Origin of the sequence: Micromonospora alfalfae (assembly GCF_022230925.1) — a bacterium.
Taxonomy (GTDB): domain Bacteria; phylum Actinomycetota; class Actinomycetes; order Mycobacteriales; family Micromonosporaceae; genus Micromonospora; species Micromonospora alfalfae.
Genome location: NZ_JAKKFH010000045.1, coordinates 63060 through 87964, shown reverse-complemented (window position 1 = coordinate 87964; position 24905 = coordinate 63060). Strand labels below are relative to the sequence as shown.

Below are 24905 nucleotides of genomic sequence, written 5' to 3'. Positions count from 1 at the left end.
CCGCCGCCGGGCGCGCGGTCAGTCCTGCAACTGCCGACGCAGCGTCACCTCGGTGCCTTCGGCGGTACGCCGTACCGACAGGTCGCCCAGCGCTCTGATCAGGGCCAGACCGCGGCCCCGGAAGCCGGAGCCGGTCGACTCCCGCCAATGCCCGCTGTCGCGCACAGTGGCCGTCACCGTCCGATCCTCGATGGCCACCTCCACACTGATCATGGCCTCGGCGGGGTGGACCGGGTGCTCGATGGCGTTCGCGGCGGCCTCGGAGACGGCGACGGTCAGGTCGAACAGGTCGGTCTCGCCGACGGAGTGCGCGACCAGGAAGTCCTCCAGCCGCTTTCGGAGCACACTGAGCCGGGTCGGGTCCGCCGGGAGCCGCAGCGCCAAGCGGTTCAGCTCCGCCGCCTCCAGGGCGAGAACCGCCACGTCGTCGCGGCGCGGCCGGCCGGTGACCCGCTCGACCACCGCGTCGATCAGGTCCACCACGTGCTCACTGGGGGTGGCCGCGTCGATGCGCAGCTGGGCCAGTGCGGCGTCGATGCCGAGCTGGCGGTCCTCGACCAGCCCGTCGGTGTAGAGCAGCAGTCGGGTGCCGGCCGGCAACTCGCCCTCGACCGACTCGTACGTCGCGTTGGGGAGGGCGCCGACCGGTGGACCGAGCGCCCGGTCATGCAGGAACGCCACGTCGCCTCCGGTGATCAACAGTGGGGACGGGTGACCGGCGCTCGCGTACCGCAGTCGACCGGTGCCCGGGTTGAACAGCAGACAGACCACAGTCGCGAAGGAGCGGCCCTCGGTGGAGCCGACCAGCCGGTTGAGCCGGGTCAGCGACTCACCCGGATCGAAGCCCTCCAGCACGTACGCCCGCAGCGCGTTGCGCAGTTGCCCCATCGCCGCGGCGGCCCGGACGCCCTTACCGACCACGTCGCCGATGACCAGCACCAGCTCGTCGCCGTTCAGGGCGATCGCGTCGTACCAGTCGCCGCCGACCTCGACGTCGGCGCGGCCGGGCAGGTAACGGCTGGCCACCACCGCGCCGGGCAGTTGGGGCAGCGACCTGGGTAGCAGGCTGTGCTGCAGCGTGGTGGCGATGCGGTGTTCGGCTTCGTAGAGCTGGGCGTTCTCCAGTCGCACCCCGACGAGTCGGGCAAGTTGGGTCAACGCGGCGTCGTCGGCCTGCGCCTCGTCGCCGACTGCCCGCCAGACCTGCAGCTCACCGAGCTGCTTGCCGGTCGTGCCGGTCAGTTCGGCCACGAAGGACGGATCGGCGGCGGTGGTGCCGCCGCCGTCCGCCTCGAAGCGCGCCTCGGCCGCGGTGACCACCACCCGAACCGCCTCGGCGAGGCTCAACGCGTGCCGGGCGGCGACCTGGAGCACATCGGCGGTGGACCTGGCGGTGTTCACCGCCACCGCCGCGTCGGCCAGCGCCCGGAGCCGGCGGATGATCTGCCCGCGCAACTGGCCCAGCTCGACGTTGGCCCGGACCCGGGCGATCAACTCCTGCGCGGAGAACGGCTTGGTGAGGTAGTCGTCGGCGCCGACGGCGAGACCGGCGACCGCCTCCGCGGAGCCGGCGCGGGCGGAGAGCAACACGATCGGCACATGCCGGGTACGCGGGTCCGAGCGCAGCGCGCTCACCAGCCCGAACCCGTCCAGCCGGGGCATCATCACGTCGGTGAGCACCAGGTCGAACCCACCCTCGCGGGCCAGTGGCAGGGCGTCGAGCCCGTCGTTCGCGGTGACGACGTCCCAGGTCGGGGAGAGCAGGCGACTGACGTGCTCCTGCAGGTCGGCGTTGTCGTCGACGACAAGGATCCGGCCAGCCGAGGTGCCGTTCGTCCGCTGTCGGTCGAGCTCGGGTGTCGACGTGACACCTGCCCACAGCGCGGTCTCCGCCACGAAGAGCCGGGCCTGCTCGGGCTCACCCATTGGCAGTGGGTCGAACGCCGCCACCCGGTCCGCCGGCAGGTGCGCCGACCCGAACGGAATGGTCACGGTGAAGGCGCTGCCCACGTCGACCTGGCTGGTCAACCCGACCTCGCCGCGGTGCATCTCGACCAGTTCCCGGACCAGCGCGAGGCCGATGCCGGTGCCTTCGTGGGTGCGTGCCCGCACCCCGGGGACCCGGTGGAACCTTTCGAAGACGTGCGGCAGTTCGTCCGGCACGATGCCGATGCCGGTGTCCGTCACCTCCAGGCGGGCCGCGCCATCAACGGCCCGGATCCGCACCCGGATCTCGCCGTCGAAGGTGAACTTGACAGCGTTCGACACCAGGTTGAGGACGATCTTCTCCCACATGTCCCGGTCGACGAAGACCGGCGTCGGCAGCGGCGGACAGTCCACCACCAGTCGCAACCCGGCCCGTTCGGTGGCCGAGCGGAAGGTGCTGGCCAGCCGGGCGGTGTAACCGGCGAGGTCGGTGGGCTGGTAGCGGGCGGCGAGCCGACCGGACTCCAGTCGGGAGAAGTCCAGCACTGTGTTGACGAGCTTGAGCAGGCGCAGCGCGTTGCGGTGCATCATGGTGAGCCGGTCGGTTTCGGTGGCGGGCAGCTCCGGGTCGGCGAGCATGTCCTCCAGTGGACCGAGCACCAGGGTCAGCGGGGTGCGGAACTCGTGGCTGACGTTGGCGAAGAAGTTGGTCTTCGCCCGGTCCAGCGCGGCCAGCTCGGCGGCGCGGGCCCGTTCCTGCTCGTACGCCCGCTGGGTGCCGAGCGCCCGGGAGATCTGGGCGGCGACCAGGCTGAGGAAGTCGCGGTAGTCGTCGTTGAGCGGCAGTTGACGGGCCACGCCGACGACCAGCGCGCCGACGGTCTCGTTGGTCGCCGTGAGTGGCAGCACGAGCGCCTGGTCGGCGGCGTCGACAGGCAACGCGTCGAGCAGAGCGGCCGCCTCGATCGTGGCGGGCGCGCCATCGGCGGTCAGCCGGGCCGACAACTGCGCTGCGACATCGACGGCGGGCGGGGTGGTGCCGGTGCAGCCGGCCACTGTGAGCTGGTCGTTGTCGTCAGCCAGACAGACCAGGGCGAACGGCACGTCAGCCCGGTGCCGGTCGAGCACCCCGGCCGCCGTCCGACCCAGTTCCGTGGCGCTGCCGATGTCGCTCAGCTCGGCACCCAGCTCGGACAACGCTCGCAGTCGACGCTCGCCGAGCACCCGTCCGGTGGTCTCGCTGACGATGCAGTAGACACCACTGACCGAGCCGTCGTCCCCCCGGATCGGGTCGTACGAGACGTTGAAGTAGGTCTGCTCGACGAAACCGTAACGGTTCAGCAGGAAGGGGTGGTCCTCACCGCGATAGGAGCGACCGGTGCTCCGGACGCTGTCGAGCAGCGAGCCGAGCACCGCCCAGGTCTCCGCCCAGTTCGCGCGGGCCGGTTGGCCGATCACGTCCGGGTGTTTGCCGCCGATGGTCGGCCGGTATGCGTCGTTGTAGAAGGCCAACTGCTCGTCGCCCCAGAACATGACGATCGGCGCGCTGGAGGCGAGCATCATGCCGACCGCATTGGAGAGCGCCGGGGGCCACTGACCGGGCTCACCCAGCGGGCCGGAGGACCAGTCGAAGGAAGCCAGCCGCTCGCCCATCTCGCCGCCGGCCGCGAATGCGGCCGCCAGCATCGGCGGGGTCTCACGACCGGACAGGGCGGCATGCCCGATGTCCGCGCCCCCCTGGGCCGAGCTCATGCAGCCTCCCGCTCCGGCCGTACCCCTCGACCGTTGATCTTCACCCGCCGTGCTCCGACTTGTACCCCAGCGGACCAGCAACGTAACGCATCACGAGCGATGGACGCTGGTTACGTACGCCTGGGCCGTCGGGCACCGGACAGTGCGGGTGGACGGCGGCGTCGAACGGCGGTGGCCGGAACGCCCTGACGAGTCAGAAGACCGGCAGTCCGTCGATGCTTGCCGCGTTCCTGGTGGCCCGGTAGACGACCAGATCATCGGTGCTGCGGCGGGAGTGTGAGGTGAGTAACAGATCGCGTTCGGCGCGGAAGTCCATCAGTGGCACCGCGTATCCGCAGGAATCACTGACCCGCTCCACCTCGACAGTGATGACCGCCCGGACGGCGTGCACGTCCGGCGGTGCGGGAAACTCGGCGAGCCGATCGGCGAAGGCGTCCTCGGTGACCGCGACGCTGCTGCCCCGACCGTGCAAGCGGACGATCTTCGGCGGGCCGTCGAAGGCACAGAACATCAGCGTGATCCGGCCGTTGTCCCGCAGGTGGGCGATGGTCTCCGCCCCACTGCCGTGATAGTCGAGGTAGGCCACCCGGTGCGGGCCGAGGATCACGAACGTGCCCCGCATGCCCTTCGGTGACACGTTGACGTGCCCCTCGACCCCGGACGGGGCGGTCGCCACGAAGAAGAGCGGCTGCGCCACGATGAAGTCACGCAGTCGATGGTCGATCTCCGGATAGACCTTGCCCATGCGCCGATCCTCCCACCGGTGCCGTGCGCGGGCGGGGGCGATCCCGGTCACACCCGCCGGCAGGCGGCCCGCACCAGCGCCGTGATCGGGGCGGGATCAGACTCGTTCTCCGGATGCCACTGCACTCCGAGCACGAACGGCAGGGCCGGATCCTCCACCGCCTCGACCACCCCGTCCCCCGCCCAACCGGTCACCGTGAGCCGGCCCGGATCGGCGACCGCCTGGTGGTGGTACGAGTTGACCTGGTCGACCCCGGCCAGCACCGATGCGGCCAGGCTCCCCGGCGCGAACCGCACCGCGTGCGCGCCGTACACCCCTGGTGCCGGGCGGTGCGCCTCGTGACCCACCACGTCGGGCAGGTGCTGGTGCAACGTGCCGCCGTACGCGACAGCGAGCAACTGCATTCCCCGACACACGCCCAGCACCGGCACCTCGGCGGCGAGCGCGGCGGCCAACAGTGTCAACTCGCCGGTGTCCCGGTCCGGCCGGTCCTCGGTACGGGGGTCGGGCGGCTGGCCGTACCGCCCCGGGCCGACGTCCGCGCCACCAGCCAACAGCAACCCGTCGAGGACGGCCACCACATCCGCGTCCACGTCGTCCGGTGGCAGCACCACCGCCCGGCCACCCGCGGCCGCCACCGCCCGCGAGTACGCCTCCGGCACCAGCACGGCCCGCACACCCCGCCAGACCGCCCAGTCGGCGGGTTCGACGTACGCGCTGATCCCGATCAGTGGGCGTCGGCGCACTGCCGGCACCGTTCGCGACTGTGGGGCGCGCAAACCCGGCCCACTCCTCGCGCTCACAACGGGGTGACGTAGGCGCCTGTGATGCCGCCGTCGACCACGAACTGCGCGGCGGTCATGAACGAGGCGTCGTCGCTGGCCAGGAACGCCACCGCCGCGGCGATCTCCTCCGGTTGCCCGAAGCGTCCCATCGGCACGTGCACCAGCCGGCGGGCGGCCCGCTCCGGGTCGGCGGCGAAGAGTTCCAGCAGCAACGGTGTGGCCACCGGGCCGGGACAGAGGGCGTTGACCCGGATGCCCTCACGGGCGAACTGCACACCCAGCTCCCGGGTCATCGCCAACACCCCGCCCTTGCTCGCGGTGTACGCGATCTGCGACGTGGCCGCACCCATCAACGCCACGAACGAGGCCGTGTTGATGATCGAGCCCTTGCCCTGCCGACGCATGTGCGGAATGGCGTACTTGCAGCACAGGTAGACGCTCGTGGTGTTGACCCGCAACACCCGTTCCCACGCGTCCAGGCCGGTGTCCAGGATCGAGTCGTCGTCGGGCGGTGAGATGCCGGCGTTGTTGAACGCGATGTCCACCCGGCCGTGCCGGTCGGCCACCCCGTCGAACAGGTCGCGTACCGCCGACTCGTCGGCCACGTCGGTGGCCACGAACTCGCCGCCGCACTCCTCGGCGGCCTTCGTACCGGCCGCCGCGTCGATGTCCACGCAGACCACCCGGGCCCCCTCAGCGGCGAACCGTCTCACGGTGGCCAACCCGATGCCACTGCCTGCTCCGGTGACCACTGCCACCCGGTCCTGCAACCGACCCTGCACTGGCGTCACTCCTCCGTCGCGATGAACACGTTCTTGACGTCCGTGAAGGAGTGGAGCGCGTCCGGGCCCAGCTCGCGGCCGAGCCCGGAGCGCTTCATCCCGCCGAACGGGGTCCAGTAGCGCACCGAGGAGTGCGAGTTGACGCTGAGGTTGCCCGAGTCGACGGCACGGGCCAGGCGCAGGGCCCGACCCACGTCCCGGGTCCAGATCGAGCCGGAGAGGCCGTACTCGGTGTCGTTGGCGAGCCGGATCGCGTCCGCCTCGTCGTCGAACGGCAGCACCGAGACCACCGGGCCGAAGATCTCCTCCCGCCAGTGCCGGTCGGCTGGCGAGTCGGCCAGCAGCACAGTGGGCGCGTGCCAGAACCCGGGGCCGTCGGGGCAGGAGCCGGCGAAGGCGACGGTCGCCCCGCTGAGGTACTCGGCCACCCGGTCCCGTTGGGCGGCGGAGATCAGCGGGCCCATCTCGGCGGTGTCCCGGGAAGGGTTCTCGACGCGCACCGCGCGTACCGCTGGTTCGAGCAGTTCCAGGAACCTGTCGTACACCGAACGCTGGACCAGGATCCGCGACCGTGCGCAGCAGTCCTGGCCGGCGTTGTCGAAGACCGCGCCCGGCGCGGTAGCGGCGGCGCGCTCCAGGTCGGCGTCGGCGAACACGATGTTCGCGCTCTTGCCGCCCAACTCCAGTGTGAGTCGCTTCACCTGAGCTGCGCAGCCGGCCATGATGCGTGTGCCGACCTCGGTGGAGCCGGTGAAGCAGATCTTGCGGACCGCCGGGTGGGTGACGAACCGCTCCCCCACCACCGAGCCCTCGCCCGGGATGACGGTGAAGACACCGTCGGGCAGGCCCGCCTCGCTGGCCAACTCGGCCAGGCGTAGCGCGGTGAGCGGGGTCAGTTCGGCGGGCTTGAGCACCACTGTGTTCCCGGCGGCGAGCGCCGGGGCGAACCCCCAGGCGGCGATCGGCATCGGGAAGTTCCAGGGCACGATCACGCCAACCACACCGAGTGGCTCGTGGAAGGTGACGTCCAACCCACCGGGCACCGGGATCTGCCGCCCGGTCAACCGTTCGGGCGCGCCGGCGTAGTAGTCCAGAACGTCGCGGACGTTGCCCGCCTCCCACCGGGCGTTGCCGATGGTGTGCCCGGAGTTGCGCACCTCCAGCACTGCCAACTCGTCCAGATGCGCGTCGACCACCGCGGCGAACCGCCGCAGCAACCGCGCCCGGTCCCCCGCCCCCACCTGACGCCAGGTCTCGAATGCCACGGCAGCGGCAGAGATCGCCGCGTCAACCTCGTCCACAGAGGCCGCCGCGACCTCCCGAAACCCCACCCCGCTAGCGGGATCCACCAGAACCGTCACGCGTCGCACCCCTCCCCGTCCCGGTCGATCATGGAGTTGTGGTGCCCCACGAAAGCCGCCTCACGGGACTTTCCGCCCACCACAAGTCCATGATCGACCCGGTGAGAGGGGGTGGGGCGCGGGTCAGAGGCGTTCGAAGCCACGGGTCAGCTCCCAGTCGGTCACCGCCGCGTCGAAGGCGGCCAGCTCGACTCGCGCCTGGTTGGCGTAGTGGGCCACCACCTCGTCGCCGAACGCCTCGCGGGCTGCCGTGGACCCCTCCCAGAGGGCCAGGGCGTCGCGCAGGGTGCCGGGAACCCGCTCGGCCTCCGGGTCGTCGTACGCGTTGCCGGTGCACTCCGCACCCAGCTCCAGCTCGCCGTCGAGGCCGTGCAGCGCCCCCGCGACCAGCCCGGCGATCGCCAGGTACGGGTTGACGTCAGCGCCGGGCACCCGGTTCTCCACCCGCATGCCCTGCCCGTGCCCGACCACCCGCAGGGCGCAGGTGCGGTTGTCGACACCCCAGCGCAGCGCGGTCGGGGCGAACGATCCCGGCTGGTAGCGCTTGTAGGAGTTGATGTTCGGGGCGAAGAGCAGGCTGAACTCCCGCATGGTGGCCAGCAGCCCGGCGAGCACCCGCTGCCCGGTCTGCGACAGGTGCGCCGGCCCGTCGCCGAGCATCGCCGACGAGCCGGACTGGTCCCGAAGCGAGAAGTGGATGTGGCAGGAGTTGCCCTCCCGCTCGTTCGGCTTCGCCATGAAGGTGATCGCCATCCCCTCCTGGGCGGCGATCTCCTTGGCGCCGTTCTTGTAGATGACGTGGTGGTCGGCGCAGGCCACCGCCTCGTCGTACCGGAAGGCGATCTCGTGTTGCCCGAGGTTGCACTCGCCCTTGGCGCTCTCCGGGGTGAGCCCGGCGTCGGCCATCTCGACGCGGATGCGGCGCAGCAGCGGCTCCACCCGGGCGGTGCCGAGCAGCGAGTAGTCGACGTTGTACTGGTTGGCCGGGGTGAGGTCGCGGTAGCCGCGCTGCCAGGCGTCCTCGTACGAGTCGCGGAACAGCACGAACTCCAACTCGGTGCCGGCGTACGCGGTCAGCCCGCGTTCGGCCAGCCGGTCCAGCTGCCGGCGCAGGATCTGCCGGGGCGAGGCGACCACGTCACCTGAGCCGTCGAGCCAGGTCAGGTCGGCCAGCAGCAGGGCGGAGCCGGGCTGCCAGGGCACCCGGCGCAGGGTGGCGAAGTCCGGCACCATCGCGAAGTCGCCGTAGCCGCGTTCCCAGCTCGACATCGCGTACCCGTCGACGGTGTTCATGTCGACGTCCACGGCGAGCAGGTAGTTGCAGCCCTCGCTGCCGTTGGCCACCACCTGGTCGAGGAAGAAGGGGGCGTGGAACCGCTTGCCCTGCAACCGGCCCTGCATGTCGACGAGGGCCAGCACCACGGTGTCGATCTCGCCCTCGGCGACGGCGACCCGCAGTTGTTCCAGCGTGAGCGGAGCTTTCCTCATTCGCGGGCCTCCATCACCAAGGTCTACTGGCAAACCGGATCACCGTCAATGCCCCCGGCGGCACGTGCGGCAAACGCGGCCGACGGCCGGCGGGACGGCAGCACCGCCCGTCCCGCCGGGTGCCGATCAGACCGGGCCGTCGGCCGGCGCCGGGTCGTCCGCCACAGCGGGCTCTTCGACGGTACGAACCGGGCCGGTGAACCACTTGTGGGCCGAGGCGTACCACCAGACGGCGACGACCAGGAGCACCCCGCCGACGGCGAGCGGCGCGTAGTTCACCGCCGACCAGGTGAACAGGTCGTTGCCGGGCACCCCGGCGGGCACGATCGGCAGCACGAAGTAGACGGCGATGATCGCGATCTCGATCACCGCGATCCAGCCGAGCAGCTTGTACTTGCGGCCCAGCGTCCACGGCCCGGGGACGAACCGGTCGCCCATCCGCAGCCGGAGTGCGATCGGGATGAGGAACGACAGGTAGAGCCCGAGCACCGCGACGGAGACGACCGCGTAGAACGCGATCGGGATACCGGCGGAGCTCTCGTAGAGCGCCGGCAGGGTCAGCACCAGGCCGGCCACCGTGGCGCCGATGATCGCGTTGACCGGGGTGCCGTTGCGGTCGACAGTCGACCACAGCCGCCATCCGGGTACGGCACGGTCCCGGCTGAACGCGTACGCCATCCGGCTCATCGAGGTCACGCAGCTCATGCCGCAGAAGAACTGGCCGATTGTCGAGATGATGATGACGATCTTGAAGAAGACCGGGGTCAGCGCGGACTCGAAGATCGCGCCGGAGAAGCCGCCCGCGGCGTTGACCGCCTCGACGTCGGTGGCCGCGAAGAGGAACGCCAGCAGCAGGATCCAGCCGCCGACAGCCGAGTAGAAGATCGACTGCCAGAGTCCCCGGGCCGCTGCCTGGGAGGCGCCCCGGGTCTCCTCGGAGACATGCGCGCAGGCGTCGAAGCCGGTGATCGTGTACTGGGTCAGCAGGAAGCCCAGCGGCAACACGTAGAACCAGAACGTCAGCCCGCCGATGTCCCCGTCGCCGAAGCCGGAGTTGTTGAACCGCTCGGTGAACACGAACTGGAAGCTCTGGTGGTTGTCGGGCACGAACACCAGGATGGCCACCACGACGGCCGCGCCGGCCACGTGCCACCAGACCGAGACGTTCTGAAGGACGTCGATGATCCGGTGCCCGAAGATGTTGATCAGCCCGTGCAGCACCAGGATGATCACGAAGAGCATGAACGCCTGCCGCAGCGTCCCGGCCCAACCGTCGAAGAGCGCCGACAGGGTGAGGTTGAGGAACGTCGCACAGCCGTAGTCCACCGAGGCGGTGACCGCGACCAGACCGATCAGGTTCAGCCAGCCGGTGAACCAACCGTGCACCGGGCGGCCCATGGTGGCCGCCCACCAGTAGATCCCACCAGCGGTCGGGTACGCCGACACCAACTCCGCCATGCAGAAGCCGATGATCAGGATGAACAGCGAGATCAGCGGCCAGCCCCAGGAGATGGCGACCGGTCCGCCGTTGTTCCACGCCTGACCGAAGGTGGTGAAACAGCCGGCCAGGATCGAGATGATCGAGAAGGAGATGGCGAAGTTGGAGAAGCCACTCCACTTACGGCGCAACTCCTGTTTGTAGCCGAGTTCGGCGAGCCGCCGGGCGTCGTCGTCCAAAGGTTGCTCGGCGGTCGGCACGGGTGTCGTGGCCACTGCACACCTCCCTGAGGTGGTTCCGCGTGCGAGTGGGCAAAGTGTCGACCCGGCCGATCAAGGCGGTCAATACGTAGTCGGTGGGATTCTCTCGGCCGTCGGGCTAATTGCGTTGCCGACCGGCCACCCCGCCCGGCATCCTGGACCAGTGACCAGGCCCGACAAGGGCCCATCCCGGGCGCTCGGACCGCCCGACCCGGTGGCGCGGGGCACGCCTCTCTCTCACGTACGGCCACTCCGCCGTACCCGAAAAGTGCCCCGCGCCCCTCTTCTCCGCGTGTTGATCAAGAGGTTTGCGTCAAACCGGGCCCGAATTTTGACGCAAACCTCTTGATCACCGACCGGAATGGGGGGTCAGGTCAGGAGGAGGCCGGTTGCCCAGAAGGCCGCGATCAGGAGGCCGGCCAGGAACTCCACAAGCATCGACAGGCCGGCCGCCTTCAGGGCCTGCACTGTCGAGGGCCACGCGAGCTGGTTACTGCCCAGCCGGAGCCGTTCGGCCGCCCACACCCCGGCGACGAAGCCGAGCACCAGTCCGACGACCGGCACCACGAAGAACCCGATGATGCCGAGCACCCCACCGGCGAGCAGCGTGGACGTCGGCACACCGGTGCGCTTCAAATTCCGGCCCGGCCACGCGTACTTGATCACGGCGCCACCACCGGCGACCACCGTGGCGGCGGCGAACACCGCCCAACCACCCAGGCCGGCGCCGCCGAAGACCGCCCAGAGCAGCACGCCGCCCCAGCACAGCGGCAGCGCCGGTAGACCGGGCACCACCACGCCGGCCAACCCGGCCAGGATGGCCAGCCCGGCCACCACCGTCACCGCCGTCTGCGAGTCCGTCAGGTCCACGCCGCCACCCTCCGTCGCCACCCTCCGGACCGGAACGGTCCTCCACTCACGCCAGCACTCCGCTTCGCTCCGTGCCGTCGCTTCGCGCCACGCTGCCGTGCCCGCTGGTTCGCTCGTTCACGCCAACGCTCCGCCGCGCAGCCGGGCGGTGATCACCTCGGCCGGGGCGGGCGCACCGAAGTATCGGCCCTGCCCGGTGTCGCAGCGCAGCGCCCGCAGCCGTTCCGCCTGCACGCCGGTCTCCACCGCCTCGGCAGTGACCCACAGCTCCAGGGCGTGCGCCAACCGGACCAACGCGTCCACGATCCGTTCGTCGCGGTGGTCGGCCGCCACGTCGGTCCCGTCCGCGCGGATGCCCTCGACGAACGGACCGGCGAGCTTCAGGCAGTGGATCGGCAACCGGCGCAGGTACGCCAGGTTGGAGTACCCGGTGCCGAAGTCGTCCACCGCCAGCCGTACGCCGAGTGCGGCGAGCCGGTGCAGGCTGCGCAGGGGTTCACCGGCACTGCCCATCACGGCGCTCTCGGTCAGCTCCAGTTGCAGCAACTCCGCGGGCAGCCCGCTGCTCTGCAACGCGTCGGCGACAGTGTCCACGATGGCCGGTTCGTCGGCCTGCCGGGCGGCCAGGTTGACGCTGACCACCAGCCTGGCGTCGGGGAACTCCCGCCACCACCGTTCGGCGTCCTCGCAGGCCCGCCGCAGCACCCACTCGCCGAGCCGGACGATCAGGCCGGTCTCCTCGGCCAGGCCGATGAACCGGTCCGGCCCGATCAGGCCCAACTCCGGATGCTCCCAACGGACCAGCGCCTCCACCGCGAGCATGGTGCCCTCCAGCAGCGACACGATCGGCTGGTAGTGCAGCACGAACTCGCCCCGCTCCAGGGCGGCCGGCAGCCCGGCGACCAGCGCCGAGCGGGCGATGTCCCGGGCGCCGCGCTCGGGGTCGTAGACCGCCCACCGGCCCCGGCCCGCCGCCTTGGCCCAGTAGAGCGTGGTGTCCGCGGCCTTCATCAGCTCGGACGCGCTGGTCTCCGAGGCCGGGCACTGCACGATGCCCACACTGGCCGAGACGGCCAACTGGTGCTCACCGACGTGGACCGGGGCCGCGACGGCGGCCAGCGCGGCCTCCGCGACGGAGACCGGGTCGTCGGTGTCGTCCCCTCCGTCGACGAGGATCACGAACTCGTCGCCCCCCATCCGGGCGACCAGGTGGCCGTGGTCGGCCACGCACGCGGCCAGCCGTCGGCCGATCATCACGAGCAGCCGGTCACCGAGGTCGTGGCCGAGACTGTCGTTGATCGCCTTGAAGCCGTCCAGGTCGAGGAAGCACACCCCGACGCGCTGCCCGGCGTCCGCGGTGTCGAGCACCCGACCCAACGTTTCGAAGAACAGCGTCCGGTTGGGCAGCCCGGTCAGCGGGTCGTGCAGGGCCTGGAAGCGCAGCCGCTGCTGGAGTTCGTACCGCTCGGTGATGTCCTCGATCATCGCGACGGTGAATCGCGGCCGGCCATCGTGTCGGATCAGCGAGACGGCCAGATCCGTCCAGACCGTCGTGCCGTCCTTGCGGTAGTAACGCTTCTCCACCCGGGCCGCGTCGTGCTTCCCTTCGATCATCTCCTGGTAGAGCTCCCACATCCCGGCCGCGTCGTCGGCGTGGACCAACCCTGCCACGTTGGTCCCGCGCAACTCCTCGATCGAGTAGCCCAGCATGTCGGCGAACGCCTGGTTGACGTCGATGATCCGACCGTCCACGCCGGCGATCCCGATCCCGATCGCGGCGCCGGTGAACACCGCCCGGAACCGTGCCTCGCTCTCGCGTAGCGCCTGCTCGACCTCGTCGCGCGCCTGCCAGGCCGACCGGGCGATCCGCTCCTGCTGGCTGAACGTGCGGTCGCGCAGCGCACGGGCGAACCCGGCGGCCAGCCCGCCCTGCACCGCCGCGATCCGGTCGGCGAGGTCGGCCGGCCGGTCACCGTCACCCAGCACCCGACGCCCGAACGTCGCACCGAGCGCGTGCAGCGTCCACTCCAGGGCCTGCGGCTCGGTGAGGTGCGCCTCCACCAGCGCCCGCCCGACCTCCTCGGCCGGGTGGGCGCTGAACGGCTCCGCCCGTACCGCCTGGGCCAGCCGGATCGTGTGCGCCAGCAGCAGCCGCTCGGTCTCGGCCACGCTGAGCGGCACGAAACCGAGTCGACGCACCGCGCGGGCCCAGTCGGCGGCGTAGCCCTGGGCGTCCGCCCAACCGGCGAGATCCCGGCCAGCATCGACCCCGGCGGGATCCCGGCCGGCATCGACCCCGGCGGGATCCGGGACGGCGGCCACGAGATCAGCCGGCGGGCTGGTCGTACCGGGCGACGCCCCCGAAGGCACCGAACCGCTCCGGGTGCTCGTCCACGTCGGACGGTGAGTCCGGGCGCCAGAGCGGCATGTGCACCACGCCCGGTTCCAGGACGGTCCAGTCGCCGAAGAAGCCGGTGACCTGGGCGCGGGAGCGCAGGGTGATCTCGGTGGCGGTGCGGGCGGAGAGGCGCTGGGCGTCCAGCATCTCCTGCGGCTGGTCCTCGAAGGTGGAGTGGGAGACGACAAGGAAGCTGCCCGGCGCGGCGGCGGCCCGCAGGGTGGCCAGGATCGCCTCGGGTCGGTCGGCGTCCGGGATGAAGTGCACCACCCCGGCCAGCAGGATGCCCATCGGACGAGTGAAGTCGATCAGCCCGAGCTGTCGGGTCTCGGCGAGGATCCGCTCTGGCTCACGCAGGTCGGCGTGGATGACACCGGTCAGCTCGTTGCCAGCCAGCAGCTCCCGGCTGTGCGCGACCGCCACCGGGTCGATGTCGACGTACACGACGCGGGCCTTGGGGTTCACTCCCTGCGCCACCTCGTGCACGTTGCCCACGGTGGGAATTCCGGAGCCGATGTCGAGGAACTGGTCGATGCCGGCGTCGAGCAGCACCCGAACGGCCCGGCGCAGGAACTCCCGACCGGAGCGCATGGTGGCGGCGAGATTCGGGGTCATGCTGGCGATCTGCTCCGCCAACTGCCTGTCGATCTCGAAGTTGTGCGCTCCACCCAGAAAGTAGTCGTACACCCGGGCCGCGCTCGGCCTGGTCAGATCGATCTCGGTCGGCAGTCCGTCCGGCATCAGCGTGCTCCCCAGTTCATCGCCGCGGCGCGGGACGGCACCGGCGTCGGGGCGCGCAGCGGGCACGCGTGGGCACCGGTCGACCCGCGGGTCGTGTGGTGTGGACCACTCTAGGCGGCTGACTCCAGCAACAGCGAGATGCCTTGACCAACGCCGATGCACATGGTGGCCAGAGCCCGGCGGCCACCGCGACGGCGCAGCTCCAGGGCGGCGGTCAGCGCCAGCCGCGCGCCGCTGGCGCCGAGCGGGTGCCCCAGCGCGATGGCCCCACCGTTCGGGTTGACGTGGTCGGCGTCCACCGGCAGCCCCAGCTCACGCAACACCGCCACGGACTGCGCGGCGAACGCCTCGTTCAGCTCCACCACGTCCACAGCGCCCAACTCGACGCCGACGCGATCGAGCAGCTTGCGGGTGGCCGGCACCGGGCCGATTCCCATGATCCGTGGCGGCACACCGGCCGCCGCCGCGCCGACGATCCGGGCCAGCGGGGTCAGGCCGTACCGGGCGACCGCCGCCTCACTGGCCACCAGCAACGCGACAGCGCCGTCGTTGACGCCCGAGGAGTTGCCGGCGGTCACCGTCCCGCCGTCGCGGAACGGGGTGGGCAGCGCGGCCAACTTCGCCAGCGTGGTCTCCCGAGGGTGCTCGTCGACATCCACCAGCCGGGTCTCCCGACGACCGGCCGGCACTGACACCGCCACGATCTCCTCGGCGAACCGGCCGTCGGCCTGCGCCTTCGCCGCACGCTGCTGCGACCGGTACGCGAAGGCGTCCTGCTCGGCCCGGCTCACGCCGTACTCGGCTGCCACGTTCTCCGCCGTCTCCGGCATCGAGTCGACCCCCCACCCGTCACGCATCAACGGGTTCACCAACCGCCAGCCCAAGGTGGTGTCGTAAACCTCGGCCGAGCGGGAGTACGCCGACGTCGCCTTCGGCATGACGAACGGCGCCCGGCTCATGCTCTCCACCCCGCCGGCGATCACCAGCTCGGCGTCCCCGGCGACGATGGACCGGGCGGCGCTCGCGAGCGCGTCCAGGCCCGAGCCGCAGAGCCGGTTGACAGTGCTGCCCGGCACCTCCTCGGGCAGCCCGGCCAGCAGCGCCGCCATCCGGGCCACGTTGCGGTTGTCCTCGCCGGCCTGGTTGGCGCAGCCGAGCACGACGTCGTCGACTCGGGCCCAGTCCACCGACGGGTGGCGGGCGACCAGTTCTCGGATCACGTGCGCGGCCAGGTCGTCCGGGCGGACGCCGGCCAGCGCGCCCGCGTACCGGCCGATCGGGGTGCGGACACCGGCCACCAGGTATGCCACGGTCATCGCGAGTCCTTAGGGGGTGCAGACGGCGGGGGTGGGGCACGCCCACCGGGTCACGAGGGCTGCCGGCGCCAGGATATCCGCGCCGGCAGCGGATAGGTTGACGGCATGGCCCGGGCCCAGTTCAGCGCAGAGACCAGCGGCGGCGGCGCGTTCGTCCGCCAGCCGAACCGGTTCACCGGTCGGGTCACCGCCGACTCCACCTCGCCACCCGGCGGCGGCCCGGACGAGCAGGACCGCTGGCCGCTGGAGGCCGGCCGTTACCGGCTGATCTGGTGCCGGGCCTGCCCGTGGGCGCACCGGGCGAGGATCGTGCGCGGCCTGCTCGGGCTGGACGACGCGATCTCACTGGGCACCGTCGACCCGATCCGGGACGAGCGGGGCTGGGCGTTCGCCCTCGACCCGGATGGCTTCGACCCGGTGCTCGGGGTGAGCTTCCTCTCCGAGGCGTACCTGGCCACCGACCCGGACTACACCGGCCGGGTGACGGTGCCGGCGCTCGTCGACACACTGACCGGGCGGGTGGTCACCAACGACTATCCGCAGCTCACCCTCGACTTCTCCACACAGTGGCGGTCGCTGCACAGGGCGGGGGCGCCGGACCTCTACCCGGAGGCGCTGCGCCCCGAGATGGACGCGCTGATGGCCGAGATCCACACCGACGTCAACAACGGCGTCTACCGCTGCGGGTTCGCCACCTCCCAGGAGGCGTACGACGAGGCGTTCCGGGCGCTCTTCGCCCGGCTGGACGCGCTCTCCGAGCGGCTGGCCGGGCAGCGCTACCTGATGGGCGACACGATCACAGAGGCGGACGTGCGGCTGTTCACCACGCTGGTCCGCTTCGACGCCGCGTACCACGGGCACTTCAAGTGCAACCGCAACAAGCTGACCGAGATGCCGGTGCTCTGGGCGTACGCCCGGGACCTGTTCCAGACGCCGGGTTTCGGCGAGACGGTGGACTTCGACCACATCAAGCGGCACTACTACGGCACGCACCGGGAGATCAATCCCAGCGGCATCGTGCCACTCGGGCCGGACGAATCCGGCTGGAGCACGCCGCACGGGCGTGGTTGAGCCGGGTCGGCCGGCCGCCCCGACAGTGCCGAGGGCCCGCGGCGAGGTCGCCCGCCGGGTCGCCGGGTCAGCGGCGGCGGGCTGCACGCTGGCCGGTGCGGTGGCGGTGACGCTCGCCGTGGTCGCCGGTCCCGGTCCAGGGCTCACCGGGTACGTCAGCGAGGCGGGCATCGCCGGCAGCGCCCACGCCGCGACGTACCGGATCGGGATCCTGGCGCTTGCCGGCGCGTTGCTGTTGATCGGCGCGGCGCTGCCTCCCGGGGTGTGGGCGGCCGCACCGGCGCTGCTCGCCACCGGGGCCGTGTTCACCGCCGTGTCCGGGGCGGTCACCTGTTCCGGCGGCTGCCCGTTGCCGCCGTTCGAGCGCGCGACGACGGCGGACCTGGTGCACGGCGGCGCGAGCATCGCGGCGACCGCGGCGGTGGTCTTTGCCATGATCACGCTGGCCGTCTCCGGGTCGGCCGGCCGGACGGTGCGTCGGTTGGCCGGGGTGGCCGCCGTGCTGGCCCTGCCGCTCTGTGCCACTGTGGGGCTGGCGATGCTCGTGATCGGTCGGGGCCCGGTGGTGGGGTTGCTGGAACGGCTGATCCTCGCCCTCGCGGTGCTGTGGGGCCTGGGCACCGCCACCGCGCTGGCCCTCTGTAAGGAGCCTCACGCCGTCCGGTCCTTCCGATAAGCGGGAATCGGCGTATCGTCGGCCAGCGATGACCAATGTCTGGGGCCTCACTGTCCGCCTGTATGTCGATCTCCGACTACAGGCCAGTGGCATCTGTCCGGGCTAGCCGCGTTCCTACGCCTGCCCCGATCGGACCGGACAATTGGATACATTTTCATGCCCTTCAGCCTGCGCAAAATTCCCTTCTCCGTGCAGATCCTGCTCGGCCTCGTGCTCGGCGTCGCGCTGGGCTTCCTTGCCCGCAGCAACGACCTGAGCTGGCTGACCAGCACCCTGCACACAGTCGGTAGCCTCTTCGTCCAACTCCTCAAGCTGGCCGTGCCGCCGCTGGTCTTCACCGCCATCGTGGTCAGCGTGGTCAGCCTGCGCGGCGTCGCCAACGCCGCCCGGCTCGCCGTCAAGACCCTGATGTGGTTCGGCATCACCGCGCTGATCGCGGTGAGCATCGGCATCGGCCTCGGCCTGCTCACCAACCCGGGCAAGGGCGTGACCCTCGACCTGGGTGGCGCGGCACCGCCGAAGAACACCGGCTCGTGGACCGACTTCCTCATCGGCATCGTGCCCACCAACCCGGTCGGCGCGTTCGTCGAGGGCAACGTCCTCCAGATCGTCTTCCTCGCCGTCGTCATCGGTGCCGCGGCCCTGCTGGTCGGCGAAGCCGCCGAACCGTTCGTGGCGCTGAACCGCTCCCTGCTGGAGATCGTCCAGAAGGCGCTCTGGTGGGTCATCCGGCTCGCCCCGATCGGCACCCTCGGCCTGATCGGCAACGCCGTCGCCTCGTACGGCTGGGACCTGCTGGCCCCCCTCGCGAAGTTCACCACAGCCGTCTACGTCGGCTGCGCCATCGTGCTGTTCGTGGTCTACCCGCTGGTGCTGATCCTGGCCGGCCGCCTCAACCCGGTGCGCTTCTTCGCCGGCGCCTGGCCGGCGATCCAGCTGGGCTTCGTGTCCCGCTCCTCGGTCGGCACCATGCCGGTGACCCAGCGCTCCGTCGAGCGACTCGGCGTGCCCCGCGAGTACGCCTCGTTCGCTGTGCCCTTCGGCGCGACCACGAAGATGGACGGTTGCGCCGCCATCTACCCGGCCCTCGCCGCGATCTTCGTGGCCCAGGTGTTCGGCGTGCACCTCGGCATCGGCGACTACCTGCTGATCGCCTTCGTCTCCGTGGTCGGCTCGGCGGCCACCGCCGGCCTGACCGGCGCGATCGTGATGCTCACCCTGACCCTCAGCACGCTGGGCCTGCCGCTGGCCGGCGCCGGCCTGCTGCTGGCCATCGACCCGATCCTGGACATGATCCGCACCGCCACCAACGTCGCGGGTCAGGCGCTGGTGCCGACAGTGGTCGCCGCCCGCGAGGGCATTCTCGACCGCGAGGCGTACGAGTCCGCCGGTCGGCGTGACCTGACCGAGCCGGAGCCGGTAGCCAACAACCGGCCCGAGCTCAGCCCCGTTCCTGCCTGACCGATTCACCAGTACGGCGACGGGCCCCTCTCCCCGGGGGCCCGTCGCCGTGTCGGAGAGGATGATGCGATGAGCTCCCTGTTCACTCCCCTGGCCCTGCGCGCTGTCACAGTGCCCAACCGGATCGCCATGGCACCGATGTGCCAGTACTCCGCCGGCCCGGACGGCCTGCCCACCGACTGGCACCTGATCCACCTCGGCAGCCGCGCGGTCGGCGGCGCCGGCCTGGTGCTGACCGAGGCGACCGCCGTACTCCCCGAGGGCCGGATCAGCCCGCAGGACACCGGCCTCTGGTCCGGTGCGCACGTCGACGCCTGGCGACCGGTGACCGCGTTCGTCGCCGCCCACGGCGCGGTGCCGGCCGTGCAGCTCGCGCACGCCGGCTTCAAGGCCTCCACCTACCGGCCGTGGGCGCCGCAGCGCGGTGGCGTGCCGGACGCCGAGGGTGGCTGGACGCCCGTCGCCCCCGGCCCGGAGCCATTCACCGCCGACTACCGGACGCCGACCAGCCTCGACGAGGCCGGCATCGCCGGGGTGGTCGAGGCGTTCGCGGCCGGAGCCGTTCGCGCGCTGGACGCCGGCTTCGCCGCCGTGGAGATCCACGCCGCCCACGGTTACCTGCTCAACGAGTTCCTCTCGCCGCTGACCAACCACCGCACCGACGCGTACGGCGGCGACCGGGCCGCCCGGATGCGGCTCACCCTGGAGGTGGCCCGCGCGGTGCGCGCCGCGGTCGGCGAGGACGTGCCGGTGCTGACCCGGATCTCCGCCACCGACTGGGTCGAGGGCGGCTGGACGATCGAGGACAGCGTGGTGCTCGCCGGTGAGCTGGCCGGCGTCGGCGTCGACCTGGTCGACGCGTCCTCCGGTGGGGTGAGCACTGACCAGCGCGTCCCGCTCAGCCCGGGCTACCAGGTGCCACTGGCCGCGCAGATCCGCCGCGAGGCCGGCGTACCGACCGGCGCGGTGGGCCTCATCGTCGAGCCCGAGCACGCCGAGCAGATCGTCGCCAGCGGCGAGGCCGACCTGGTGCTGCTGGGCCGGGAGTTGCTGCGCGACCCGTACTGGCCGCGCCGCGCCGCCGCGAAGCTCGGCGTCGCGTACTCCGGCCCCGCCCAGTACGCCCGCGCCTCCTGATCCCCACCGGTCGGGCGGCCGCCGCGTGAGCGGCCGCCCGACCGTCGGTCAACCGGCCAGGTGTGACCAGTCGCCCTCCAGGTCCTGCCAGGTGCCCTGGGCGGCCACCGTGCCGCCGAGCAGCACCACCACGTGGTCGGCCCGGACCAACGCGGCGCGTTTCGCTGTCGAGCCGACAACCGTCACCCCGTGGCCCCGCAACGCCTGCCACAGCGCCAGCTCGGTGGTGACGTCCAGCGCCGACGACACGTCGTCGGCGACAAGCAGTTCGGTACGCGGGGCCAGCGCCCGGGCCAGCGCCAACCGCTGCAACTGCCCGCCGGAGAGCCGGGTGCCCTTGTGCCCGATGAGCAGGCCCAGCCCACCACCGGCGGCAGCCAGATCGTGGTCGAGCTGGGCTGTGCTGACCGCCCCCGCCGCATCCACCTGGTGCCCGAGGGCGATGTTGTCGGCAACCGTGCCGGAGAGCACCCGGGGCAACTGACCGACGTAGCCGACCTGGTTGGGGCGCAGGAACAACTCCGGCTCGGTGACCGGGTCACCGTTCCAGGCCAGCTCGCCGGTGTGGTGCACAATGCCGGCCAGCCCGCGCAGCAACGAGGACTTGCCCGACCCCACCGGCCCGACGACCAGCACCAACTGCCCGCGCTGCACGGTCAGGTCCACGTCCCGGACGGCCACAGTGCCGTCGGAGTGCACCACCCCGAAGCGGCGCAGCTCCAGCCGGCGCAGCGGATGCCGGGGCGGCATGGTCGGCGCGGGCGCCGTCCCGGCGGTCAGGTCGACCTCCGGCACCCCAGCGGAGTACGCGCTCACCCCGGCCATCGCCGCCGTGCGCCGGGTCCAGACCCGCGCCGAGGGCAGCTGCGAGATCAACGACGCCGTCGTCCAGGCGAACCAGCGGGCCGCGCCCAGGGTGGACACGGCCACCAGCACCGCCCCGGCGGAGAGCGAGCCGTTCAGGTAGAGCGCCCACGCGCCGATCGGCAACAACCCACTGGCCATCGACGGTGTGGAGCGCGCCCACACCTGCACCGAGATCTCCCGCCGCTGCCTGTCGCTACGCAGCACGTCCAGGCTCGCCAGGTGGCGCAGCACCGCAGTGGTAGCGCCGGCGAGCTTCACCGTCCGCGCCGCGGAGAGAGCGGAGACCAGCGCCGTGGCGAAGGAGGCCCGCGCCGCCACCGTCGCCCGGGCCGCACGCTCCAGCTTCGGCCCGAACAACGTCGCGGCCAGCCCGGAGACGACCATCGTGCCGAGGAAGAACAGCCCGGGTACGACGCTTCCGGTGACCGCCGTCATGGCGACCACGAGCACCAGCGCGACCGTCTGGTCCAGCACGTTGTCGGCGAGTTGGACCACCCGCTCGGTGTCCCCACCCTGCGCCACCACCTCAGCGGGGGTGTGCGAGCTGACCCGGCGCGGCCCGGTCTGGCCGTGCACCAGGCGAAGGCCGATCCGCAGCATCTGCCGCACCCACCACTGCGGGAACCAGACGTGGGTGTAGAACGGCAACGGCAGGGTGATCAGCAACCCGGCGACGATCCCCACCGCCGGCAGGTACGGGTTACCGGTCCCGTCGACCAGGTCCGCCCAGAGCCAGGGCAGCACCGGGCCGTCCAGCCCGAGCAGGCTGAGACCGAGGAACAGCACGATCGCCGCCGCACCGTACCGGGGATCGTTGGTACAGAGTCGGAAGATCTCCCGCAGCGTCCGGGCCGGCGGCACCGGCGGCAGCGGCGGCGGGTCGGCCCGGGTCGGCCCGACCGCTGTGACCTGCTCCGCCGGCCCGACCGTTGTGGCCCGCTCCGCCGGCCCGACCGCAGTGGTCCGCTCCGCCGGCCCGACCGCTGTGGTCCGCTCCGCCGGCCCGACCGCTGTGGTCCGCTCCGTCGGTCCGACCGGCTCGATCCGGGCCGGCGGCGGCTCGCTCGGCCAGGCGTCGACCGGGCCGGGGCCGACCAGCAGGTCGGTGCCGACGCCGGCACGACCGGCCGGCGCCACAGTGGCGTACGCGGCGGCGTGGCTGGTCGCCAGGAGTTCGGCGAAGCGGGTCGACGTCTCCAGCGGACCGGCCTCGACCACCGCGCCGTCGGCCAGGACGACCACCTCGTCGCAGCGGCGCACCGAGGAGAGTCGGTGCGCGATGACGATGCCGATCCGGTCACGCAGCAGGCGTTCGGTGGCCCGCTGCACCCGCGCCTCGGTGACCGGGTCCAGCCGCGCGGTGGCCTCGTCGAGGATCACCACGTGCGGCTCCCGGACCAGGATCCGGGCGAACGCCACCAACTGCTCCTGGCCGGCGGACAGAACGTGCCCGCCCTCCCCCAACCGGGTCGTCAACCCGTCCGGCAGCTCGGCGATCCAGCCGGCCAGGCCCAACTCGTCGAGGGCCCGAGCCGCCGCGTCGAGCAACTCCCTGTCGAAGAGCGCCACGTTCTCGGCGAGAGTGCCGGCCAGGATCTCGGTGCGCTGCGGCACCAACGCCACCCAGCGGCGCAACTGCTCGACGTCGAGGTCGCACAGGTCGGTGCCGCCAAGGAAGACAGTGCCCGGCGGCACGTCGACCGCGCGGGTGAGCACCTTCGCCAGGGTCGACTTGCCCGAACCGGTCCGCCCGATCAGCGCGTACGAACGACCGCGCGCGAAGGTGAGGCTGAGCCCGCGCAGCGCGGCCCCCCGGCCACTCTCCCCGTACGCGAATGTCAGGTCCCGAATGCGCAGGTCACCCTCGCTCGGGCTGGCCCCGCCAACCGGCTCCTGCCGGGCCTTGTAGAGCAACTGCACCCGCGCCCACGCGCCGAGCGCCTCCTGGATCTCCGGCACCATCCGGCTGACGTGTTCAGCGGTCGCCCCGAAGGCCAGGGCGAGCAACCAGATGGCGGTGAGCCGGGCGGCGTCGATCCGGCCGGTGGCCAACGCCCAGGCACCGCCGAGCACCACAGCGCCGATGCCCGCCCGGATCGTCGCGGTGGCCACCGTCGCCACCCGGGCGGACAGCACCCAGACCACCAGGCCACGGGACAGCACGGCGGAGGCCCGCCGCGCGTACAACCGCAGCACGTACGGCCGCGCCAGACTGGTGCGTACGTCGTCCTGGCCGTGCACCGCCTCCTCCATCACGGCGGCCAGGTCGGACCACGCCTCCTCCTCGGCCATCCGGGCCGGGCCGATCCGCGCCGTGGGCCGGCGCAGGCCGACCGCGAGCACCACAGTGAGCAGCAGCATCGCGATCCCCGCCGGCCACCACACGAACACCGCCACGACCATCGACAACAGACCGACGCAGAGGCCCTGGGCGAGCCGGGTGCCCTGGTTACGAATTGCCGACGCCACCTGATAGACGTCCCCGTCGATGCGGTCCAGCAACTCGCCCACCGGAGTGGTCTCCAGGGTGGGCAGGTCCTGCCCGAGAGCGACGCGGCAGAGTCGGCGACGCACGTCCGCTGACCAGTCGGCGGTCAGGCCGGCCATCAGCAGACTCACCGCGAGGTCGCTGAGGACAACGGCAACCAGGGCCGCGGCCAGTACGGCGAAGAAGCCAGCCGAACGATGCACCAGCACCGCACCGGCCAGCGCCGACGCGCCCGCCTGCCCCGCGGCGCCCAGCACGATGAGGACGGCCACGATCGTCACACGACGGGTCGAAGTACCCCACAGATCACGGAGCAGGCGCATGGAAAGTCCTCCGGGACGTGGGTGGCGGAGACCTCAGCCTGCCGGCACCACCCCGTCACCTCAACCGATTTTCCGGCCGTGAGCAGGGACTCCGTCCGTTGAAGCGGACCCGGCGGCCACCGTTCTCGATGCCGCACCCACCGTCGCGCCACCCGTTGATCAGCTAGACGTGCGGCACCGCGCCAGCGGTTCTCGAGTCAGAGCCGGCGCCCCGGCGACCACCCTCGCGCCACCCACTCGATCAACCAAATCGGGATGCCGCGCCCGCGATTCTCGGATCAGAGCCAGCGGCCACCCTCGCGCCACCCACTTGATAGACCAAACCGGGCACCGCGCCAGCGATTCTCGGGTCAGGGGCGCACTCGCCCGAACCGGTGCGTGCCACGCCGCAGGCTTGCCACCGAAACCCACCGACGCTGGCCTTCTTGTCCGGTTTGCGCGGTCCGTGCGGCCCGACCGATTCGTGATCGACTCGGGTTTCATGAACTCGGGGTGTCCGCCCGTCCGGGACACCCCGAGTTCGGTGAATCCGAGTGGATCACCCGGGTGAGCGGCGAATCGACGCCGCCCAGCCGGTGCTGTCTGGGTGGTTTGTCCGTTGGTTGGGGTTTCTGGGGTGTGGCCGGGCGCACTCATGGGCCGGAATCATGGCGGGGCCGGGGTCGTTACATACCCTGACGATCGCAGTACCACCGACCCGCCGCCCGGACCCCTGAGGGCTGATCGCGCAGGTCGGAAATGCCAGACCCCCTCCGGTCGTTGCAGTCCCCACGAACGACCGACGGGCACCGCCACGATGAGGGTGCCGGCAGGTGAGCCATTCGGGAATGGTCCCGGCCCCCGGGTCGTTGCAGTCCCCACGAACGACCACCTTGCACCGCCTCGATGAGGGTGCCGGCAGGTGGGCCAACCCGGAATGACCCCGGCCCCCCGGTCGTTACACAGGGTCCCGGCGCCACGAGCCCCCCGGCTCGGCAGGTCGCCGACCCGACGCCCAGATGGGCGTCACCCCCCAGACTT

At 71.6% G+C, this 24905-nt stretch carries 16 protein-coding genes; 4 read left to right on the top strand and 12 right to left on the bottom strand.

The window, feature by feature from the left end; all coding sequences use genetic code 11:
- Positions 1-18: 18 nt before the first annotated feature.
- The 11 genes from MED01_RS29415 to pcaF all read right to left on the bottom strand — a co-directional run bounded on the left by MED01_RS29415 (position 19) and on the right by pcaF (position 15862).
- Positions 19-3678 (bottom strand): SpoIIE family protein phosphatase, encoded by a 3660-nt coding sequence (locus MED01_RS29415; RefSeq protein WP_238671737.1) that lies wholly within the window; start codon positions 3676-3678, stop codon positions 19-21.
- A 193-nt stretch (positions 3679-3871) separates the two neighbouring features.
- Positions 3872-4423, bottom strand: a complete 552-nt coding sequence (locus MED01_RS29410; protein ID WP_238671736.1) for a pyridoxamine 5'-phosphate oxidase family protein — start codon at positions 4421-4423, stop codon at positions 3872-3874.
- A gap of 47 nt (positions 4424-4470) precedes the next feature.
- Positions 4471-5169 carry a gamma-glutamyl-gamma-aminobutyrate hydrolase family protein gene (locus MED01_RS29405; protein ID WP_238671735.1) on the bottom strand — a complete coding sequence of 233 codons (699 nt, stop codon included), beginning with the start codon at positions 5167-5169 and terminating at the stop codon, positions 4471-4473.
- Positions 5170-5222: 53 nt separating this feature from the next.
- Complete coding sequence (locus tag MED01_RS29400; RefSeq protein WP_030489498.1) at positions 5223-5990, bottom strand: 3-oxoacyl-ACP reductase; 768 nt, start codon at positions 5988-5990, stop codon at positions 5223-5225.
- A gap of 5 nt (positions 5991-5995) precedes the next feature.
- Complete coding sequence (locus tag MED01_RS29395) at positions 5996-7342, bottom strand: aldehyde dehydrogenase family protein (protein ID WP_274526472.1); 1347 nt, start codon at positions 7340-7342, stop codon at positions 5996-5998.
- 132 nt (positions 7343-7474) lie between these two features.
- Entirely contained in the window at positions 7475-8839 is a 1365-nt protein-coding gene (locus tag MED01_RS29390) for a glutamine synthetase family protein (RefSeq protein WP_238671733.1), read from the bottom strand.
- A 126-nt stretch (positions 8840-8965) separates the two neighbouring features.
- Positions 8966-10552 carry an amino acid permease gene (locus MED01_RS29385; RefSeq protein WP_238671732.1) on the bottom strand — a complete coding sequence of 529 codons (1587 nt, stop codon included), beginning with the start codon at positions 10550-10552 and terminating at the stop codon, positions 8966-8968.
- 354 nt (positions 10553-10906) lie between these two features.
- Positions 10907-11407 (bottom strand): DUF456 domain-containing protein, encoded by a 501-nt coding sequence (locus MED01_RS29380; RefSeq protein ID WP_238671731.1) that lies wholly within the window; start codon positions 11405-11407, stop codon positions 10907-10909.
- Positions 11408-11524: 117 nt separating this feature from the next.
- Positions 11525-13729 carry a putative bifunctional diguanylate cyclase/phosphodiesterase gene (locus MED01_RS29375; RefSeq protein WP_238671730.1) on the bottom strand — a complete coding sequence of 735 codons (2205 nt, stop codon included), beginning with the start codon at positions 13727-13729 and terminating at the stop codon, positions 11525-11527.
- A gap of 4 nt (positions 13730-13733) precedes the next feature.
- On the bottom strand, positions 13734-14546 hold the full coding sequence (locus MED01_RS29370; RefSeq protein ID WP_238671729.1) for an SAM-dependent methyltransferase: 813 nt from the start codon (positions 14544-14546) through the stop codon (positions 13734-13736).
- A 110-nt stretch (positions 14547-14656) separates the two neighbouring features.
- Positions 14657-15862: a 3-oxoadipyl-CoA thiolase gene (pcaF, locus tag MED01_RS29365; RefSeq protein ID WP_238671728.1), complete on the bottom strand. Its 1206-nt coding sequence runs from the start codon at positions 15860-15862 to the stop codon at positions 14657-14659.
- A gap of 105 nt (positions 15863-15967) precedes the next feature.
- Between pcaF and MED01_RS29360 the strand changes: the two genes are divergently transcribed.
- The 4 genes from MED01_RS29360 to MED01_RS29345 all read left to right on the top strand — a co-directional run bounded on the left by MED01_RS29360 (position 15968) and on the right by MED01_RS29345 (position 20207).
- Positions 15968-16933, top strand: a complete 966-nt coding sequence (locus MED01_RS29360; protein WP_238671727.1) for a glutathione S-transferase family protein — start codon at positions 15968-15970, stop codon at positions 16931-16933.
- Positions 16926-17609, top strand: a complete 684-nt coding sequence (locus MED01_RS29355) for a DUF998 domain-containing protein (protein ID WP_238671726.1) — start codon at positions 16926-16928, stop codon at positions 17607-17609. Before MED01_RS29360 ends, MED01_RS29355 begins: the two co-directional genes overlap by 8 nt.
- Positions 17610-17777: 168 nt before the next feature.
- Positions 17778-19070: a dicarboxylate/amino acid:cation symporter gene (locus MED01_RS29350; RefSeq protein WP_238671964.1), complete on the top strand. Its 1293-nt coding sequence runs from the start codon at positions 17778-17780 to the stop codon at positions 19068-19070.
- 69 nt (positions 19071-19139) lie between these two features.
- Positions 19140-20207 (top strand): NADH:flavin oxidoreductase/NADH oxidase, encoded by a 1068-nt coding sequence (locus MED01_RS29345; protein ID WP_238671725.1) that lies wholly within the window; start codon positions 19140-19142, stop codon positions 20205-20207.
- A 48-nt stretch (positions 20208-20255) separates the two neighbouring features.
- Here the strand turns inward: MED01_RS29345 and MED01_RS29340 are convergent, their stop codons facing one another.
- Positions 20256-23885 carry an ATP-binding cassette domain-containing protein gene (locus MED01_RS29340; RefSeq protein ID WP_238671724.1) on the bottom strand — a complete coding sequence of 1210 codons (3630 nt, stop codon included), beginning with the start codon at positions 23883-23885 and terminating at the stop codon, positions 20256-20258.
- Positions 23886-24905: the final 1020 nt, after the last annotated feature.